The sequence below is a fragment of the Ochrobactrum sp. WV_118_8 genome (genome assembly GCF_039631535.1).
In the GTDB taxonomy this organism is placed as follows: domain Bacteria; phylum Pseudomonadota; class Alphaproteobacteria; order Rhizobiales; family Rhizobiaceae; genus Brucella; species Brucella anthropi.
Window position 1 is genome coordinate 1,957,133 of record NZ_JBDIUZ010000002.1, and the last position, 16,910, is coordinate 1,974,042.

The window sequence follows — 16,910 nt, forward strand, 5'->3', positions numbered from 1 at the left end:
TTTGTTTGCCTTTGTTCGCAATCGGCTGCGATATGCGGGGCATGGCCTACAAGATCGATGATTTGCCGTTCGGAGAATTTTTCGTACCCGTGAGCAAAGCTACGGCGGCTCTGGTGCGGCTCGATGAACGACTTTTGCGCTCGCCCATTCGCGAAGGGATGCTCGAGCGAATGCATATGCACGATGCCGTCGCTTCGATGTGGCTTGAAGGCGAACTGGTACATATGGAAGACTTGGTCTTGCATGATGCCTTGATGGACAGCCGGATGCCTAGTCACGCCCTGACCATCGCACATGCGGTTTTGCGCATGCGTCGGCAGATTGCTGGAAGACCTGCAGATTGGGCCCTTGACCCTGCTGGTGTTCAGCAATTGCTTGGCCGCACGGTCGATACCGTGCCCTCTGGAATTGAGCCATCCGGGGCAATGGACGACGATGATGTTGATCCGATGCTTGATGACATCGACAACTTGCTTGCGCGAACTGATGCTCTTTTGAAGGGAACTGTCTCAGACAGGTCGAAGCCGGAAGCCGTCGTGCGCGATACGTTACTCTACGACGACGACTGGGATGAGGATGCGCGTTTGCAGGAATGGCGGGACTGTCTTGCAGCGACAAGGCATCTGCCGCCCCTTATGCGCGCCGCATTGATCCACGACGCGTGGTTTTCTCTGGAAGTCGTGCAGCGATCGTCATGGATTGGTCGGTTGCTGACAGCCGCCTTCTTGCGTCAGAGTGGCCTTGCAATCGGTCATTTGCCAGCAATCAGTCTTGGTCTCCGCGCGAAACGACCGGATGAACGGCGCTCACCTAACCGTCTTGTCCGTCTCAGGGCGTTTTTTGAAAGTATCGAAGATGCAGCCGATACGACCATGAAGGAGCATGACCGGCTGCTGCTGGCGCGCGAACAGATGCAGCGTAAGCTCAAGGGGCGCAGGTCCAATTCGCGATTGCCGCAACTGATGGATATGGTTTTGCGCAGTCCCGTTATTTCCAGCCAGATGGTGGAGAAGGAATTGCAGGTTACGCAGCAAGGGGCTTTGAAGCTGATCTCGGAACTCAATCTCAGAGAAGTCACCGGGCGCGGACGGTTTCGCGCCTGGGGAATTCTCTAGGCCGGCTTCATGCACTTGCCGCGAAGATGGTCAGCGAAGAGCTGAAACTCGTTGCGGCGGGCGGCGTTGGAGCGCCAGACGAGAACCAGTGACCGATAATTGTGCTTGCCCTCATAAGGAACGATGCTCAGCTCCGTTCCGCGCGTGGCTCCGGCTTTGACCGCCACTTCAGGCAGCAGCGTAACACCCATCCCGAAGTCGACAAGTTGCACCAATGTCATGATAGATGTGGCATGAACGTCACCGCTTGCTTGGGCCGGTGTGGACCCTATGGCAGCCATGACGTGTTCCCGAAGGCAATGCCCGGTTTCCAGTAGAAGAAACGGCTGGTCCTGCAAGTCGTCTGCATCGACCTGTTCGCGATTGGCCAGCGCATGATCGCGCCGTACTGCCAGATAGAAGATATCCCGACCAAGCTCTGCTATCTCAAATTCATCGAGGTCGTAGGGATGGGCGACCAGTGCTACATCGAGCGAACCTGAACGCAAGCTGTCGAGCAGCGACCGAGTGAGACCTTCACGAATGGTCAATTGCAATTCGGGAAAGGCTTTAGCGGTCGCAGGCAGGACTTTAGGCAGCAGAAAAGGCGCTATCGACGGAATGACGCCCATTCGTAGTCTGGTCGTCAGCGGTCGTTCAGCTTGTCGCGCGTGTTCAGGCAATTCTTCAATGAGGGCTATAATCGTACGAGCGCGTGCCAGAAAATCCTCACCAGCGGGCAAAAGCTGCATTCGTCTGCCCGAGCGATCGATCAACGTTACGCCAAGTTCTGTTTCAAGCGCCTGAATAGCAGCACTCAATGTCGATTGGGTAACACCCACGACCTCAGCTGCACGCGAAAAGGACCCCGCTTTGACAAGGGCCATAAAGTAATGGAGCTGGCGGACACTGATATTGAGCATTGATTCTTTCGACTTTGCTCCATCGTTAAAATCGATGGATTTGATCGTTATAATCGCTTTGACCGATTTAACAAGAATCCCTATATATGACTCGCAGTCGGAAAATTCTGTAAGTTCAGAAATTTCCGCATAACAATTGAATTTACAGGCAGGTATAAAATGCTCGGTATCGGCGATAAGCTTCCCTCCTTCAAGGTCACCGGCGTAAAGCCCGGTTTCAACCATCACGAAGAAAACGGCGTTTCGGCATTTGAAGAAATCACCGAAGCAAGCTTTGCGGACAAGTGGAAGGTTATCTTCTTCTACCCGAAGGATTTCACCTTTGTTTGCCCGACCGAGATTGCCGAATTTGCGCGTCTTGCATCGGATTTCGAAGACCGTGACGCAGTCGTCCTGGGCGGTTCGACCGACAATGAGTTCGTGAAGCTCGCATGGCGTCGCGATCACAAGGATCTCGACAAGCTGCCGATCTGGTCGTTTGCCGACACCAATGGTTCGCTGGTCGATGGCCTCGGCGTTCGTTCGCCAGATGGTGTTGCGTACCGCTACACCTTCGTTGTCGATCCGGACAACACGATCCAGCACGTTTACGCAACCAACCTCAACGTTGGTCGCGCTCCCAAGGATACGCTGCGCGTTCTCGATGCGCTGCAGACCGATGAGCTCTGCCCATGCAACCGTGAAGTCGGTGGCGAGACGCTCAAGGCTGCCTGATAGGCCCTGATTGGTTTGCAGAAAGGCGGGTCAAGGCCCGCCTTTCTTTTATCTAGAGCGGTTCCGGTTAAAACGGAAACGTTGGAACCGCTCTATCTCTTTGTTTTCGGCATGTCTTTACCCCAAAACCGGTTCCCACTTTCGGGAGACATGCTCTAATATCCAAATGACAGATAAAGAGGGTTCCATGTCCATTGATGATCTGAAGTCAAAGATCCCGGATTTCGCCAAGGACGTTCGTCTCAATCTTTCGTCGATGGCAAGCGACGAAACTCTGACACCGCAACAGAAATACGGTCTGTTCGTCGCCTGCGGCATTGCTTCTCGTAATGCCGACGTGCGCAAAGCGCTTGTTGCCGAAGCCGCTGCCAAGGTCGATGCGTCCGTCATTCAGTCGGCAAAATCTGCTGCGTCGATCATGGGCATGAACAATGTCTATTATCGCTTCGTGCATCTTGCGACCAACAAGGACTACCGCACCATGCCAGCGAAGCTGCGCATGAATGTGATCGGTAATCCGGGTGTCGATAAGATTGACTTCGAACTCTGGTCGCTGGCCGTATCTGCTATCAATGGCTGCGGCATGTGCATCGATGCGCATGAGGATGTTTTGCGCAAAGCCAATGTGACGTCGGAAACGATCCAGACAGCCGTGCGTTTTGCGTCGATTATCCAGTCAGTGGCTATTGCGCTGGAAGCTGCTGACACAGAATAAAAGCTGCAAGCTCCTTAAAAGGAAAAGCCCACGTGGATCGCTCCACGTGGGCTTTTTCGTTTCGGAAGTTCGTTATTCGCCGCGCTTGAACGAGATAAAGGCAAAACCGATCAGCGAGATCACAGCTGCGGCAGACATGTAATAGCCGACATAGTCGAAGCTATAATGCGTTGCGAGCCAGGTTGCGATGTAAGGCGCTACTGAAGCACCCAGAATGCCTGCCAGATTAAAAGTCAGCGAAGCACCGGTGTAACGAACCGAGGTTGGGAATGGTTCGGCCAGAGCAGCGCCAATCGGACCGTAGGTCAGACCCATCAGGCCGAAGCCGATGACGAGGAATGCGAGTACGCCGGCCGTACCAGCCATGAACAAAGGCGCCATGATGAAGCCGTAGAGGCCGATCAGAACGGTGACGATGATCATGACCGGACGCATGCCGAAGCGGTCTGACAGCAGGGCCGCTACCGGAATCATGAGGCCGAAGAAGATTACGCCAATCATCTGAAGAATAAGAAATTCTTCGCGGCTGTAACCAAGGGCGCGCGTGCCCCAACCCAATGAGAAGACTGTCATCAGATAGAACAGGACGAAGGTTGCAACCGCACCGATCGTGCCGAGGAACAGGCTCATCTTGTGCTTTTTGAACAGAGCTGCGACCGGTACTTCGACGCGTTCAGCCTTGTCGATTGCTTTCTGGAATTCTGGCGTTTCAGCGATTTTCAGTCGGATGAACAGGCCTACACCGACCAGAAGTGCACTGGCGATGAAAGGAATGCGCCAGCCGAAAGCGAAAAACTGTTCTTCAGTTAGAGCTTCTGCCAGAACTAGGAAGATGCCCGTCGCCAGAATGAAGCCAACTGGCGCGCCAAGCTGCGGGAACATGCCGTACCAGGTGCGCTTGCCTTCGGGTGCGTTTTCTGTTGCGAGTAGCACTGCACCACCCCATTCACCGCCAAGACCAAGTCCCTGGCCCAGACGGCAGAGAGCGAGCAAAAGGGCTGCCCAGACGCCAATCGAATCATAGGTTGGCAGGAAGCCGATGGCGACGGTGGAAATGCCCATGGTCATGAGCGCTGCAACGAGCGTCGCTTTGCGTCCAACCTTATCGCCAAAGTGACCAAACAGAGCACCACCGATAGGGCGGGCGAAGAAGGCAATCGCAAAGGTTGCCAGAGACTGGAGAAGCGCGGAATTGCCGTCGCTCGCAGGGAAGAACAGATGCGGGAATACGATCACCGCAGCGGTGGCATAAATATAGAAGTCAAAGAATTCGATCGTGGTGCCGATCATGCTCGCGGCCAGAACTCGGCGCGCGGAATTTTTCTGCGGGGCAACCGCTACAGCGACAGTCATTGTTTCAGATCCAATATTTACGGGCCGTCTAAATTTGGGGGAGGAGCCCGAGATACGGCTTCTTTAAAACCGCAGGGTATGGAATCGCAAGCAAAAAACGGCTTTTGAGCAACTTTATGATTTCGAATAGGCGATTTTGGAAAGAAAAGCGAAAGTGGGTAAAATTCCCGTCAGTGCTCCGTCAGGTCTTTTAATTGCCGCAACGGACGACTAGATTTCCAATGTCGTCCGTTTGGAAGCAAAGATGTATCGAGCACAGTACGATATCGGTTTCAGGAATACAGCACGAGGCCATGCGGTCTTGTGTTCGCCCTCCCGCGTGCTCGTGACAATGCTTTCGTTCGTGTTTCTTCTCTCAGTGCAACTCTGTTACGCAATGGCGCATGACATGCCATCTGTGCAGACAGTTTCTGATTGCAGTGTGAGCCTGCCGCATCACGTGGACAATTCGTCGATGCCGTCGAGCATGGATAAATCTGCCCCAATGGATCACGGCGCTAAAGCACCCAATGCTTGTGTCATGATGATTTGTGGCTGCGTCGTTCAGCTTGGCACGAATTTGCGTGCCTTTACTCCTGTTCTGGATTTTGGTTTGCCGCCGCTTGTCGCGGCACTTAGCGGCAAAATGCCGAATAGAGATTTGCGGCCTCCCATACTGCTTCCGGCTTGATCTGAAAATCGCCGCCAAACCTTTGGCGGCCATGAGATTATTGTCTGGAGAATAACCATGACTGGAATTACACGTCGTCGCCTGCTGTCTCTTGGGGCAGGGGCCGCTTTTCTAACCGCTATTCGCCCTTTTGACAGCATTGCCCAGGACGCGCACATGGGCCATGGCGCTGCTTCCTCAGCGACCGCCACGGCTGGACGGCCTTTGCCTTTACCGCCGTTGATCGAACCGGACGCATCGGGCGTTGTTGAACTGAAAGTGCAGACAGGCCGGCACAGCTTTGAAGAAGGAAGCGAAGCGGCATCTGCTGGCATCAATGGTGCCTATCTCGGCCCCCTCGTCCGTCTGAAGAACGGCGAAACGGTCACTCTTTCCGTTGAAAATGGCATGGATGAAGAGACTACACTTCATTGGCATGGGCTTTTCGTTCCGTCCGTACTCGACGGCGGGCCACACAATCTGATTGCGGCGGGCGCAGAATGGAAGCCGAAAGTTACGGTTAACCAGCCGGCCTCGTTCAACTGGTTTCATCCACATTTGCATGGCAACACCGCCCGCCAGGCGCATATGGGTATTGCCGGTTTGATGGTGGTTACTGACGGCAAGGATGCTGAGCGCGGACTACCAGAAGATTACGGAGTGGACGATATTCCGCTGGTGCTTCAGGATCGCCGGGTGATCGAAGGTGATAAGGTCTATCAACCGGATATCATGGACTTGATGCATGGTTTCCGAGGTGACAAGCTTATCGTGAATGGTATCGTTTCACCGGAAGCACGTGTTCCCGCCTCCATTGTCCGCCTGCGTATCCTGAACGGTGCCAATGCGCGAAATTTTCATATTCGTCTGAGCGACAATCGGCCTTTGCTTGTCATAGCATCTGATGGCGGCTTCATTGGAAAGCCAGAAGCGGTCGAAAGGCTGACCATCAGCCCCGGCGAGCGCTACGAGGTTCTGGTTGATTTCTCCAAAGGTGAAGCCGCTGATTTGTTGACCTATGGGGATGACAGCGGCGGTGACGATCTGCACTTGATGCGGTTTGTCGTGGACAGCACCTTGCGAGGGAAAATCACGGCAGTTCCAGATCGTCTTGATGGTCCTGATGCAGCCGATGAAAAACTATCCGTAAAACGTCGGTCATTTTTCTTCGATGAGCGCATGGCGGAAAATATGAAACTGATGATGGCAAAGCCGTCAGCTGATCCTCATGCCGGGCATAATATGGGCAATATGGATATGAACTCGATGTCCAGCGCCATGGATCATGATATGCACGGTGCCAGAACTTCTGCCGATGCGGGGCCTGCGCTTGAAGCTCTGACTTCGGGTGTGGAAATGGCAATCGCGGGTAAACCGTTCGACATGGATCGTATTGATGTCGAGGCTAAACTTGGCTCCTGGGAGATTTGGGATCTCACAACCAAAGAGATGCCACACCCATTCCATATCCATGGAGCCTCATTCCGCATTCTTTCCCTGAATGGCAAGGCTCCGCCAGTGTACCAGTCGGGATGGAAGGATACTGCTTTGATCGATGGCAAGGCCGAAATACTTGTCCATTTTGATCGTGAGGGAGCGAAGAGCCACCCGTTCATGTTCCATTGCCATGTGCTGGAGCATGAAGATGTGGGCATGATGGCTCAGTTCGTAACGGTATAATCCGGCTGGACCGCGTGTCAGGCGTTTGTCACGCGGTCCTCACACGGAAGATTTATTTTCGAACAATTTCTGACGGTGTGCGTTGTCCTCTCATCACGAATTATCGCGATCAGGAGGAAATGATGCAGCCGTTATTGATTGCTTCAGCAATGATGCTTCTGACAGTTCCAGCCGCTGCGGCGGATGTGAGTGTCAAACTCTACGAAGCTCTGCCGACGGGGCAGGGGAAGGAAATCGGCACCGTCACGATCTCGCAGACTGCGGACGGATTACAATTCAAACCCGATTTGCGTGGCCTTCCCGCGGGTGAGCACGGTTTTCATGTCCATGAGAAAGGAAGCTGCGCACCCGGCGAACAAGATGGAAAAACTGTTCCGGCGCAAGCCGCCGGTGGGCATTACGACCCCTCACATTCCAAGCATCACATGGGGCCGGAAGGCGAAGGACATCTTGGTGATTTGCCTTTGCTCAAAACAGATGCCGAGGGCAACATAACGCAAAGCGTTATGGCACCGCGTCTCAAGTCACTGGATGAAATCAAAGGCAGAGCTTTGATGGTTCATGTTGGTGGCGACAATTATTCCGACGAGCCCAGGCCCCTTGGCGGCGGCGGAGCACGGTTTGCCTGCGGTGTGATCGAATAGTCTGGAGCGCAGATCTATCCCCAGTTCTCGATGCGGATTTTGGAGCCATCTGAAAAGCGCGATATATGAAACGCTGAAGGATCGACAACCGGCGTTTCTCCCGTGACCATATCGGCCACAAGCTTACCTGCGCCTGGGCCGATACCGAAGCCATGCCCTGAAAAGCCTGTCGCTACGATCGCCCCTTCCACGCCTGGAAGGGGTGAAATGACCGGAATGACGTCCGGCATTGTGTCAATGAGGCCTGCCCATTCCTGCGCTATTGTGGCCGACGCGAAAGAAGGAATTGCCTGCTTCAGTTTCGCAAGGACCTGAGCATTCGCTGTCTTATGTGGAGCGGGGTCGAGAGTGCGGATTTTCTCGAAGATGGAGACCTGATCGGCGGGACAAAGCTTCCACTGGAATGCTTCCTCGAAGAAACGTTCGCCAAACCGGAATCGCAACGACCGCCACTCGGTCGAAAGCGACGGTATAAAATCGCGGAAGAACCGAAAGCTGTCGGGCACGATATCGGCGATGGAGCCTCCAAGGCTTGCGACCGTATAACCTCCGTCCAATCTTTTGCGTAGTGCAAAATCTGAAAATGCAATCGCAGGCTCCACACCGGCATCAATAGGCGCTGTACGGAAGACGGATGAACGAACTTTCAATTGAGGCAGATGGGCATCAAAAGCGGAAACGATAAGTCTGGACCAGGCCCCGCCCGCGATGACCACCGCTTCACAGCGCAGGCGGCCCTTTTCAGTCAAGACTGCAGTGACTCGGCCATTGGTCGTTTCGATACCGCGTACTGCACAGTTTTGCAGGATGACAGCACCATTCTCTTGTGCTTTTGCTGCAAATGCCGGAACGGCCTTTTGCGGTTCCGCGCGACCGTCGAGTGGCGTAATCATGCCGCCTGCGAGATGTCGATTGACGCCCGGTGCAAGTGCTGCAGCTTGCTCAGTATTGAGAAGTTGTGTTTCGATACCGTGTTCGCTGGCGATTTTTATCCATTCGGCATAAAGAGCCATTTGCTCTTCTTTTTCAGCTGTATAGGCAATCCCGGTAACGCGAAAGCCCGTTTCACGACCTGTGCGTTCGTTCATACCACCCCATAGCCGCATGCTCTCGACGATGAGCGGCATTTCGCGGCTGTCACGGCCTGTGCGGCGGCACCAGCCCCAGTTACGGCTGGACTGTTCGCCAGCAATCTCTCCCTTTTCAAGAAGAGCGACGGGAATACCGCGTTCGGCCAGGAAGAGGGCTGTAGAAACACCAATAATGCCGCCGCCAATGATGGCAATTTTGGTTTCCTGCGGCAAGCTTTCGGCTGTCGCCACCTTATCCGTGACCGGCCCCATTTCGGTATTCTCCTGCAATGCGATTGGGTGATTTGGGTATGTGGAAGCATGGTGAGCATGGCCCGCTTTTTGTTCGCGATCAACCAGATAACCCATTCGAAAAATACTCAATTACGATATTCCTGAGATATTCTATCCTGTTTTGGTAGCTTTCTGGAGAATGTGTCTCTATATCCGCCTGAACTGCAATCTGGACACGCGATCTTGCTTATGGACGCACGCAACCCGCATGATGAACGACAGGTCTCCGGTCATTCCGGTCCGGCGCTGACTCTGTCCGGTGTCAGTCGCCAGTTTGGCGCAGTGCGTGCGCTTGATGACGTGTCTCTTGATGTTCATGCGGGTGAGATCATTTGTCTGGTTGGTCATTCGGGCTGCGGCAAGACTTCCCTGTTGCGCATCATCGCCGGCATTGATGCTCCAGATAGTGGAACACTCACGATGGGGGGCAAGACACTTGTCGGACCATCTATCTTTATTGAGCCGGAAAAACGGAACGTTGGTGTGGTCTTTCAGGACTACGCCTTGTTTCCGCATCTGACGGTCAAAGAAAATATCCTGTTCGGCTTGCGAAGAATACCCCGCGACGAAGCGAACGCACGAGCAACCGAGCTTCTCGAACTGGTGTCGCTCTCCCATATGGCGGATCGCTATCCGCATATGCTGTCGGGCGGTGAGCAGCAGCGTGTTGCTCTTATCCGTGCCCTTGCTCCGAACCCACATCTTCTGCTGATGGACGAGCCGTTTTCGAACCTCGACAGAGGTCTGCGTGCCCGGGTTCGTCGTGAGACAGTGGCATTGTTAAGGGAACTTGGAACGACAGCGATTATCGTAACGCACGAAGCAGAAGAAGCATTGTCGACTGGGGATAGTGTGGTGTTGATGCGCTCCGGCAAGATAGTTCAAAGCGGCCCGGCACGCGAACTCCATGACCGGCCAACGAACCGTTATGCCGCAGATTTTTTCTGCGACTTCAATATGATATCGGGCAAAGCTGAAGACGGTAAACTGGCAACTCCCTTTGGAGAGCTTGCTCTGGCTGAACAGCTTGAACCAAATGTAGAAGCGTTTGTTTATCTGCGTCCGCGCGACTTCTCGATTCTGTCCGATGCTGAATCCAACGAAGCTGTGCTGCATGGACATATTGAATCACGAACGTTTCTCGGTGAAATCGAAGAATTGGTTGTACGGGTGACTGATGCTGCGCCGTTGTTGCGGGTGCGTACAGAATTGAGGCTTCCGGCCTCTGCGACCGATATTTTTTTATGCCCACATTGGGATAAGGCGCTCATTTTCCCCAAGTGATGGAAAATATACGCCGTTAGAGTTGCATGGGTAATTGACCGTCAGCGAGCCTCACCGTATAACTTGATTAGTCCGCTCATAATTCAAAATGAACCATGTCCATCTGGAGGTAAAATGTCCAAATTTGCGCGTTCCGGTCTCGCCCTCGTCGCAGTAACGCTGTTCGCAGGAGCCGCCCACGCAGATGAAGTGAACATTTACACGACACGCGAACCGGGTCTCATTCAGCCTTTGCTCGACTCTTTCAAGTCATCCACGGGAATTACGGTCAATACGGTGTTCCTGAAGGATGGTCTGGCAGAGCGTGTGGCCTCTGAAGGTGCGAATTCGCCCGCCGACATCCTTATGACGGTCGACGCCGGTAATCTGGTCGATCTCGTTGACAAGGGCCTTACCCAGCCGGTCGACTCCAAGGTGCTGAAAGAGGCCGTTCCGGAGCAGCTTCGCGACGCGAAGGATAACTGGTTCGCGCTCTCCATGCGCGCTCGCGTTGTCTATGCAGCCAAAGATCTGGAACTCGACAAGATCAATTATGAAGACCTCTCTGATCCGAAGTGGAAAGGCAAAGTCTGCATTCGTGCGGGCCAGCATCCTTACAACACCGCTCTCTTCGCGGATTATATTGCGCACTATGGTGCGGAAAAGACTGAAGAATGGCTCAAGGGTCTCAAGGATAACCTCGCGCGCAAAGCTGCTGGCGGGGACCGTGACGGAGCTAAGGACATCGTCGGGGGTATCTGCGACATAGCAGTTGCCAATTCCTATTATGTCGGTCTGATGCGTTCGGGCAAGGGCGGCGACGAGCAGAAGGCTTGGGGCGAAGGCATCAAGGTTCTGCTGCCAACCTTCAAGGATGGCGGTACTCAGGTTAACATCAGTGGTGCGGCTGTTGCAAAGAACGCGCCGAACAAGGACGCGGCAGTCAAACTGCTTGAATATCTGGTTTCCGATGAGGCTCAGCAGATCTATGCCAAGGCCAATTTCGAATATCCGGTAAAGCCGGGCGCGCCGCTTGATCCGATTGTGGAATCGTTCGGTGCGCTGAAGATCGACAGCGTTCCGCTGTCTGAAATCGTCAGCCATCGCAAGCAGGCAAGCGAGCTGGTCGACAAAGTCGGTTTCGACAACTAAAAGCCTGATGAGTTAAGCGAAATAACGCCGGTGCAGTTCATGCGCCGGCGTTGCACTATAGAGAGACGAATGGAAGTCCTTGCAGCCATGCGGAAACGAGTTTTGCGACCCGCAAGAGCAGGGCGCAACTGGTTATGGTTCTCGGTTTTCGTCGCAATTCTGGTTTTGCTGCCGGTTTTCGCCCTTGCATTGGAAGCCATACAAGGCTCAGCCGGGCTATGGACGCATCTATTTACCACCAACCTGCCAACGGCTTTTCTTGAAACAGTCATTTTGCTTACCGGCGTTGGCATTATCGCTGCCGTCCTCGGAACGTCGATGGCTTGGCTGGTCACAGCTTATGATTTTCGCGGTCGGGGTGTGCTGGAATGGGCGCTTCTGCTGCCATTGGCTGTACCGACATATATTATCGCTTATGCCTATCTCGATATCCTGCATCCCATTGGTCCGGTGCAAGGTGCTGTGCGCTTCGTACTAGGATATGAAAGCCCGCGTCAGTTTCGATTGCCCGACGTCCGCTCGATGACCGGGTGTATCATTCTGCTAGGCTTCGTTCTCTATCCCTATGTCTATATTCCTACACGAGCCATGTTTCTCACCCAATCCGCCAGCCTCATCGAAGCAGCGAGAACTCTGGGGGTAAGCCGCAAGGGCATCTTCTGGCGGGTTGCATTGCCACTTGCCCGGCCTGCCGTGGCGGTCGGTGTCAGTCTGGCCTTGATGGAAACATTGAACGATGTGGGGGCTGCCGAGTTCCTGGGCGTTCGCACATTGACCGTTTCGATTTATACGACCTGGATAACGCGTTCCGATCTGCCTGGTGCAGCCCAACTTGCACTCGCTCTTCTGTTTCTGGTTGTTGCTCTCGTTTCAATCGAGCGCTGGGCACGGCGCAAGCAGCGCTTTGCTTCCAATATCCGCCATTCGCGTGGCTTCGAGCCGTTGAAAGTCAGACGAGGGCAAGCGATCTGGTTGTTCTGTCTCTGCTCACTGCCGGTAGTTATCGGATTCGTACTGCCGGCAATCTATCTGGTCGTGGAGGCCATAAAACGTATTCGTTTTGCAGGTGTGTCCCCGCGATTGCTCGGAGAAGCTTTTAATACTGTTGCTCTGGCTTCGATCGCGACTGCGCTGGTGCTCATATGCGGAATGTTTGTCGCATATGCCGTCCGACTTTTTCCGGGTTCAATTTCGCGCTGGTCTTATCGCTTTTCGACGATGGGATATGCGGCGCCGGGCACTGTAATCGCCATCGGTATTCTGGTGGTCGCCGGCGGCTTTGATCATCTCTTCAATCAGTTCACATTGCATTTCTTCGGATATTCCGCCGGATTGGTACTGATCGGAACGGGTGCAGCGGTCATTTATGCCTATGTGGTCCGATTTCTCGCCATTTCTGCAGGTGGTATTGATTCCGGATTAGAACGCATACCCTTGTCGCTGGATCATGCATCGCGCACATTAGGGCGCGGTGTGACACAAACATTCTGTGCAGTTCATCTGCCACTATCCAGAACAGCCATTGTGGCGGCAGGTCTGCTCGTATTCGTAGACTGTGTGAAAGAATTACCAGCAACACTTTTGCTGCGCCCACTTAATGTCGAAACTTTTGCAACGCATCTTTATGGTGAGGCTGCGCGCGGGACTTATGAGGAAGCGTCCATTGCGGCGCTTGCCATCGTGGTAGTCGGAATTTTGCCCGTGATATTGCTTGCTCGTGTCGGACGGCGTTTTGGCAAGCGTACTTGATCCACTCTTGCAACGTCAGCTTATGTGGACCGATATATATCATAGTTCAGAAATGCTTAAATAGTTATTGGTACTTTTGTTCAGGGAACAAAGCACAGTCTGAATGATGCTTCTGGTTGTATTTTTATATGGTGGCACTTCAGGCGGGCGCAGGGGGCGGTATGTTTAAAGTCCTGGAATGCGTAACAGTACAGCACGATCAGCCTTTCGTGGTTTTGGCTGCATCCATCTCATTTGCAAGCATGTTTGCTTTCTTTCTGTTGCTCGTCCGCGCGCGGGAATGCACGGAAAGCCGCCGTGACAATTGGCTGGCGATAAGCGCGCTTGCGGGTGGATTGGGCGTGTGGGCAACCCATTTCGTGGCGATGCTTGCATATCGTGGCACTGTGGCAATCGAGTTCGATTTTACAATCACGGTTCTTTCAGCAGCTATTGCCGTACTTGGCTTTTGGCTGAGCGTGCGCTTCCTGAATGGTAAGGCGTTCAAATACGTTTTGATCGCAGCCATTTCAGCAACCCTATCGATTGCCGCGATGCATTTCACTGGTATGAGTGCAATCAGAGCAGCTGCAGATGTTCATTATGACCTTCCACCGATCTTGACTGGCAGTATAATATCGATCCTGCTTTTGCTGGCTGCTTTCTGGTTCGTGATGAACACTTCCGGCTGGATGCGCGTTTTGCTACCGACCGTTGGGGGGATTCTTGCTGTTTGCACGCTCCACTTTACTGCAGTTGCGTCGACCGAGCTGGTTCCAAACCCGACCCTTCCTGCTGCTGATCCGCTGGGCATAGGGCGTCTCTGGCTGATCGGTGCAATTGCCGCTGTTGTCAGTATAGTAGCGCTGACAACGATTGTTGCAGTATTTGTAGATCGTTACATGACGGACTTGAAGGGATTTGCGAACGCTACCCTGGACGGACTGGCCGTCGTTCGTGATGGTGGAATAGTCGAGATGAATGCTCGGTTTTCCGATCTCATGCGACGCAGTGAAAAGGCGCTTGTCGGTGTTGTGCCGGATACTCTGTTGCTGGCGGCTGATGGGCTCCCCGTCTGTGCTTCTCGCCCGGAAGCAATCGAAGCCGCACCCAGATTTCCAAATGATGAGCGTATCTTTGAACTCGCAGTTCATACGATTGAGTATCAGGGACGCCCTTGCGAAGTTCTGGCTGTCCGTGATCTTACCGAAAAGCGTACGGCCCAGCGTCAGATCGAGCATATGGCGCGGCATGATACACTCACGGATTTACCTAACCGAATGTTCTTTGAAGAGCGTCTCGCAAACGCAGTGGCACGCCGCAGCCGAGAGCCTTTTGCTGTACTCGCGCTTGATCTGGACCGGTTCAAAGCAGTGAACGATATTTTCGGCCATGCCGAAGGTGATCGGGTATTGAAGACGGTTTCAAGCATTCTGAAGCGATCCATAAACGGTATAGACACGGCAGCACGTATTGGCGGCGACGAGTTTATCATTCTGCAGGTCGGGGTTCCGCAGCCCAAGGGTGCACGGAAACTGTCCGAAAAGATTCTGGATACCTTCCGGTCGGAACTGAACACAGTACTCGATCCGACTGCTGTCGGTGTCAGCATTGGCGTTGCCGTGTATCCGAATGATGGCAAGGATGCAGAAGCCATCCGACATGCGGCAGACATTGCGCTTTATCGGGCGAAGACAGAAGGACGGGGTACGGTTGCATTCTACTCGCCGGAAATGGACCGCGAAATAAGAGAGCGTCGCCAGATGGAGGCTGATTTGCGCCACGCCATGGTTCGCGGTCAGATCAGTATTGCCTATCAGCCATTGTTCGCAACAGCAGATGGTAGTTGTACCGGCTATGAAGCACTGGTTCGTTGGAACCATCCGGAACGTGGCCAGATACCACCGGAGGTTTTTGTTCCTATCGCTGAGGAAACGGGGGTAATTGTCCCACTCGGTGAGTGGGTTCTGCGTGAAGCCTGCCGCACTGCCGCCGGATGGGAGAAGCATCTAACTATCGCTGTAAACCTCTCCCCAGTACAGTTCCGTTTGGTCAATCTGCCGGACACGGTCAGTTCGGTTCTTCTAGAAACGGGCCTGGATCCTACGAGATTGGAGCTGGAGGTAACGGAAGCCGCATTAATGAAGGACCGATTGACGACACTCGAACTGTTGCGTCGCATGAAGAAGCTGGGTGTCCGTATCGTGATGGATGATTTCGGCACTGGCTATTCGTCGCTCAGTAACCTTCAAAGTTTCCCATTCGACAAGATCAAGATCGACCGCAGTTTCATCACCAGCATGGAAACGGATGTTAGTGCGAGAGCCATTGTACGAGCCATCGTCGGGTTGGGTCGTAGTCTTGATCTCCCGGTGGTGGCCGAGGGTATAGAAACCTTTGACCAGCATCGCATGGTGATCGAAGAGGGCTGCGAACAGGTTCAAGGCTTTCTTTTCGGACGTCCGGCCAATGCGCCAGCGTCAGCGGATCCGTCTTCGCGGCTTCCTAGCAAAAAGGGCGGTGGGCAAGTAAAGACTACCTAGGCGGCGTGGACGAATTTGAGCCAGTATCTTGCGGTAGCAATATGAACCATGCTGATGAAGCTCTCGGCGAGTTGGTCGTATCGAGTAGCAATGGCGCGGTTGATTTTCAGTCTGCCAAACATCCGTTCGATTAGGTTGCGCTGTTTATACAGCGTGCGATCATATTCAATCTTCACGCGGCGGTTTGCTCTGCCAGGAATGACGGGCTTGATATTGCGGCTGGCAAGATCATCACGAATGGCATCCGCATCATATCCCTTGTCAGCAAGAAGCGCCTGTGGCGCTTGCTCGGGTAAGCTGATCAGAGTGTCGTAAGCCTTGCAATCTGCGGCTTCGCCAACCGTCAGATGGAAGGCAAGCGGTCTTCCTCTGGCATCAGCCAGACAGTGAAGTTTACTGGTGAACCCGCCCCGCGAGCGGCCAAGAGCGCGTCGATGAATCCCCCCTTTCCGCCCGCTGCCGAAATATGGGCCCGAACTGTGGTGCTATCGATGCTGTAGTGGCCGCTGTCAGCCATGATCTCAGCGAGCGTGATCGAAACAGCCTCCCAGACCCCGGCTTCGCTCCAACGCCGAAACCGCCGATAGATCGTATTCCAATTGCCGTATTTGGGTGGGACATCCCGCCAAGGCGTCCCGCAGCGAAGTCTCCAAAGTATGCCGTTGATGATCGCACGATTTTGCTCCGGACGACGACCGCGTCCCCGATTGACTGCTTCAATCGGCAATAAATCCTTCAGAACACGCCATTCGGATTCGCTCAGATCGCCTCGGCTCATGACTGCCTCCAAAAAGCAGTCTTGAATCAAGCTGCGATCAATTCGTCAACCAATTCGTCCACGCCGCCTAATAAACTGCGACCTTGTGAATAACTTTGAGGCTTCGGTGTTGCCGGAGCCTCTTTGCTGTGCCGAATTGTTACAAAGCTGTTATTTGATGCGATTGTGAATGAAATTCCATAGTGAAATATTCAGGGGGCGGAACCACAAATTTCTCAATCGCTGGAAGGGGTTGCGCCACATCCAATGCAGTCGAACACTGCGAATAGCGTAGTGTTTTCAACACGATATTTCGCGTGATCGCAATAAT

At 53.6% G+C, this 16,910-nt stretch carries 13 protein-coding genes and 1 pseudogene; 10 read left to right on the plus strand and 4 right to left on the minus strand.

Going from position 1 to position 16,910, the window contains the following annotated elements; genetic code table 11:
* The first annotated feature begins 32 nt into the window (after nucleotides 1-32).
* Nucleotides 33-1,115 (plus strand): RHE_PE00001 family protein, encoded by a 1,083-nt coding sequence (locus tag ABDF71_RS23460; RefSeq protein ID WP_373418744.1) that lies wholly within the window; start codon nucleotides 33-35, stop codon nucleotides 1,113-1,115.
* Here the strand turns inward: ABDF71_RS23460 and ABDF71_RS23465 are convergent.
* On the minus strand, nucleotides 1,112-2,017 hold the full coding sequence (locus tag ABDF71_RS23465) for a hydrogen peroxide-inducible genes activator (protein ID WP_010659019.1): 906 nt from the start codon (nucleotides 2,015-2,017) through the stop codon (nucleotides 1,112-1,114). The two genes, ABDF71_RS23460 and ABDF71_RS23465, sit on opposite strands and share 4 nt — an antisense overlap.
* Before the next feature lie 159 nt (nucleotides 2,018-2,176).
* On the opposite strand from ABDF71_RS23465, the gene ABDF71_RS23470 reads away from it, so the two are divergent.
* Nucleotides 2,177-2,731, plus strand: a complete 555-nt coding sequence (locus ABDF71_RS23470; RefSeq protein WP_012093191.1) for a peroxiredoxin — start codon at nucleotides 2,177-2,179, stop codon at nucleotides 2,729-2,731.
* A 187-nt stretch (nucleotides 2,732-2,918) separates the two neighbouring features.
* The gene (ahpD, locus tag ABDF71_RS23475; protein WP_151663114.1) at nucleotides 2,919-3,446 is read left to right on the plus strand and encodes an alkylhydroperoxidase, AhpD family; all 528 of its coding nucleotides are present in this window, start codon (nucleotides 2,919-2,921) and stop codon (nucleotides 3,444-3,446) included.
* 72 nt (nucleotides 3,447-3,518) lie between these two features.
* Here the strand turns inward: ahpD and ABDF71_RS23480 are convergent, their stop codons facing one another.
* Nucleotides 3,519-4,799, minus strand: coding sequence for an MFS transporter (locus ABDF71_RS23480; protein WP_043062872.1), 1,281 nt, complete (start codon nucleotides 4,797-4,799; stop codon nucleotides 3,519-3,521).
* A gap of 244 nt (nucleotides 4,800-5,043) precedes the next feature.
* On the opposite strand from ABDF71_RS23480, the gene ABDF71_RS23485 reads away from it, so the two are divergent.
* From ABDF71_RS23485 to sodC, 3 genes are all read left to right on the plus strand, one after another.
* A complete protein-coding gene (locus tag ABDF71_RS23485) occupies nucleotides 5,044-5,469 on the plus strand; it encodes a hypothetical protein (RefSeq protein WP_080574583.1) in 426 nt (141 codons plus the stop codon).
* A 57-nt stretch (nucleotides 5,470-5,526) separates the two neighbouring features.
* Nucleotides 5,527-7,128, plus strand: coding sequence for a multicopper oxidase CueO (gene cueO, locus ABDF71_RS23490; RefSeq protein WP_151663113.1), 1,602 nt, complete (start codon nucleotides 5,527-5,529; stop codon nucleotides 7,126-7,128).
* Between the two features lie 122 nt (nucleotides 7,129-7,250).
* A complete protein-coding gene (sodC, locus tag ABDF71_RS23495) occupies nucleotides 7,251-7,772 on the plus strand; it encodes a superoxide dismutase family protein (RefSeq protein WP_036587410.1) in 522 nt (173 codons plus the stop codon).
* Between the two features lie 14 nt (nucleotides 7,773-7,786).
* On the opposite strand, the gene ABDF71_RS23500 is transcribed toward sodC, so the two are convergent.
* Nucleotides 7,787-9,115: an NAD(P)/FAD-dependent oxidoreductase gene (locus ABDF71_RS23500; protein WP_036587656.1), complete on the minus strand. Its 1,329-nt coding sequence runs from the start codon at nucleotides 9,113-9,115 to the stop codon at nucleotides 7,787-7,789.
* A gap of 210 nt (nucleotides 9,116-9,325) precedes the next feature.
* Here ABDF71_RS23500 and ABDF71_RS23505 point away from each other — a divergent pair, with 210 nt between their 5' ends.
* The 4 genes from ABDF71_RS23505 to ABDF71_RS23520 all read left to right on the plus strand — a co-directional run bounded on the left by ABDF71_RS23505 (nucleotide 9,326) and on the right by ABDF71_RS23520 (nucleotide 15,822).
* Nucleotides 9,326-10,420 (plus strand): ABC transporter ATP-binding protein, encoded by a 1,095-nt coding sequence (locus tag ABDF71_RS23505; RefSeq protein ID WP_036587407.1) that lies wholly within the window; start codon nucleotides 9,326-9,328, stop codon nucleotides 10,418-10,420.
* A gap of 114 nt (nucleotides 10,421-10,534) precedes the next feature.
* Nucleotides 10,535-11,551, plus strand: coding sequence for a Fe(3+) ABC transporter substrate-binding protein (locus ABDF71_RS23510; protein ID WP_010659011.1), 1,017 nt, complete (start codon nucleotides 10,535-10,537; stop codon nucleotides 11,549-11,551).
* A 39-nt stretch (nucleotides 11,552-11,590) separates the two neighbouring features.
* A complete protein-coding gene (locus ABDF71_RS23515; protein WP_192800227.1) occupies nucleotides 11,591-13,300 on the plus strand; it encodes an ABC transporter permease in 1,710 nt (569 codons plus the stop codon).
* Between the two features lie 161 nt (nucleotides 13,301-13,461).
* The gene (locus ABDF71_RS23520; RefSeq protein WP_258124184.1) at nucleotides 13,462-15,822 is read left to right on the plus strand and encodes a bifunctional diguanylate cyclase/phosphodiesterase; all 2,361 of its coding nucleotides are present in this window, start codon (nucleotides 13,462-13,464) and stop codon (nucleotides 15,820-15,822) included.
* On the opposite strand, the pseudogene ABDF71_RS23525 reads toward ABDF71_RS23520, so the two are convergent.
* A pseudogene (locus ABDF71_RS23525) lies at nucleotides 15,819-16,600 on the minus strand (IS5 family transposase). The gene ABDF71_RS23520 and the pseudogene ABDF71_RS23525 sit on opposite strands and share 4 nt — an antisense overlap.
* Nucleotides 16,601-16,910: the final 310 nt, after the last annotated feature.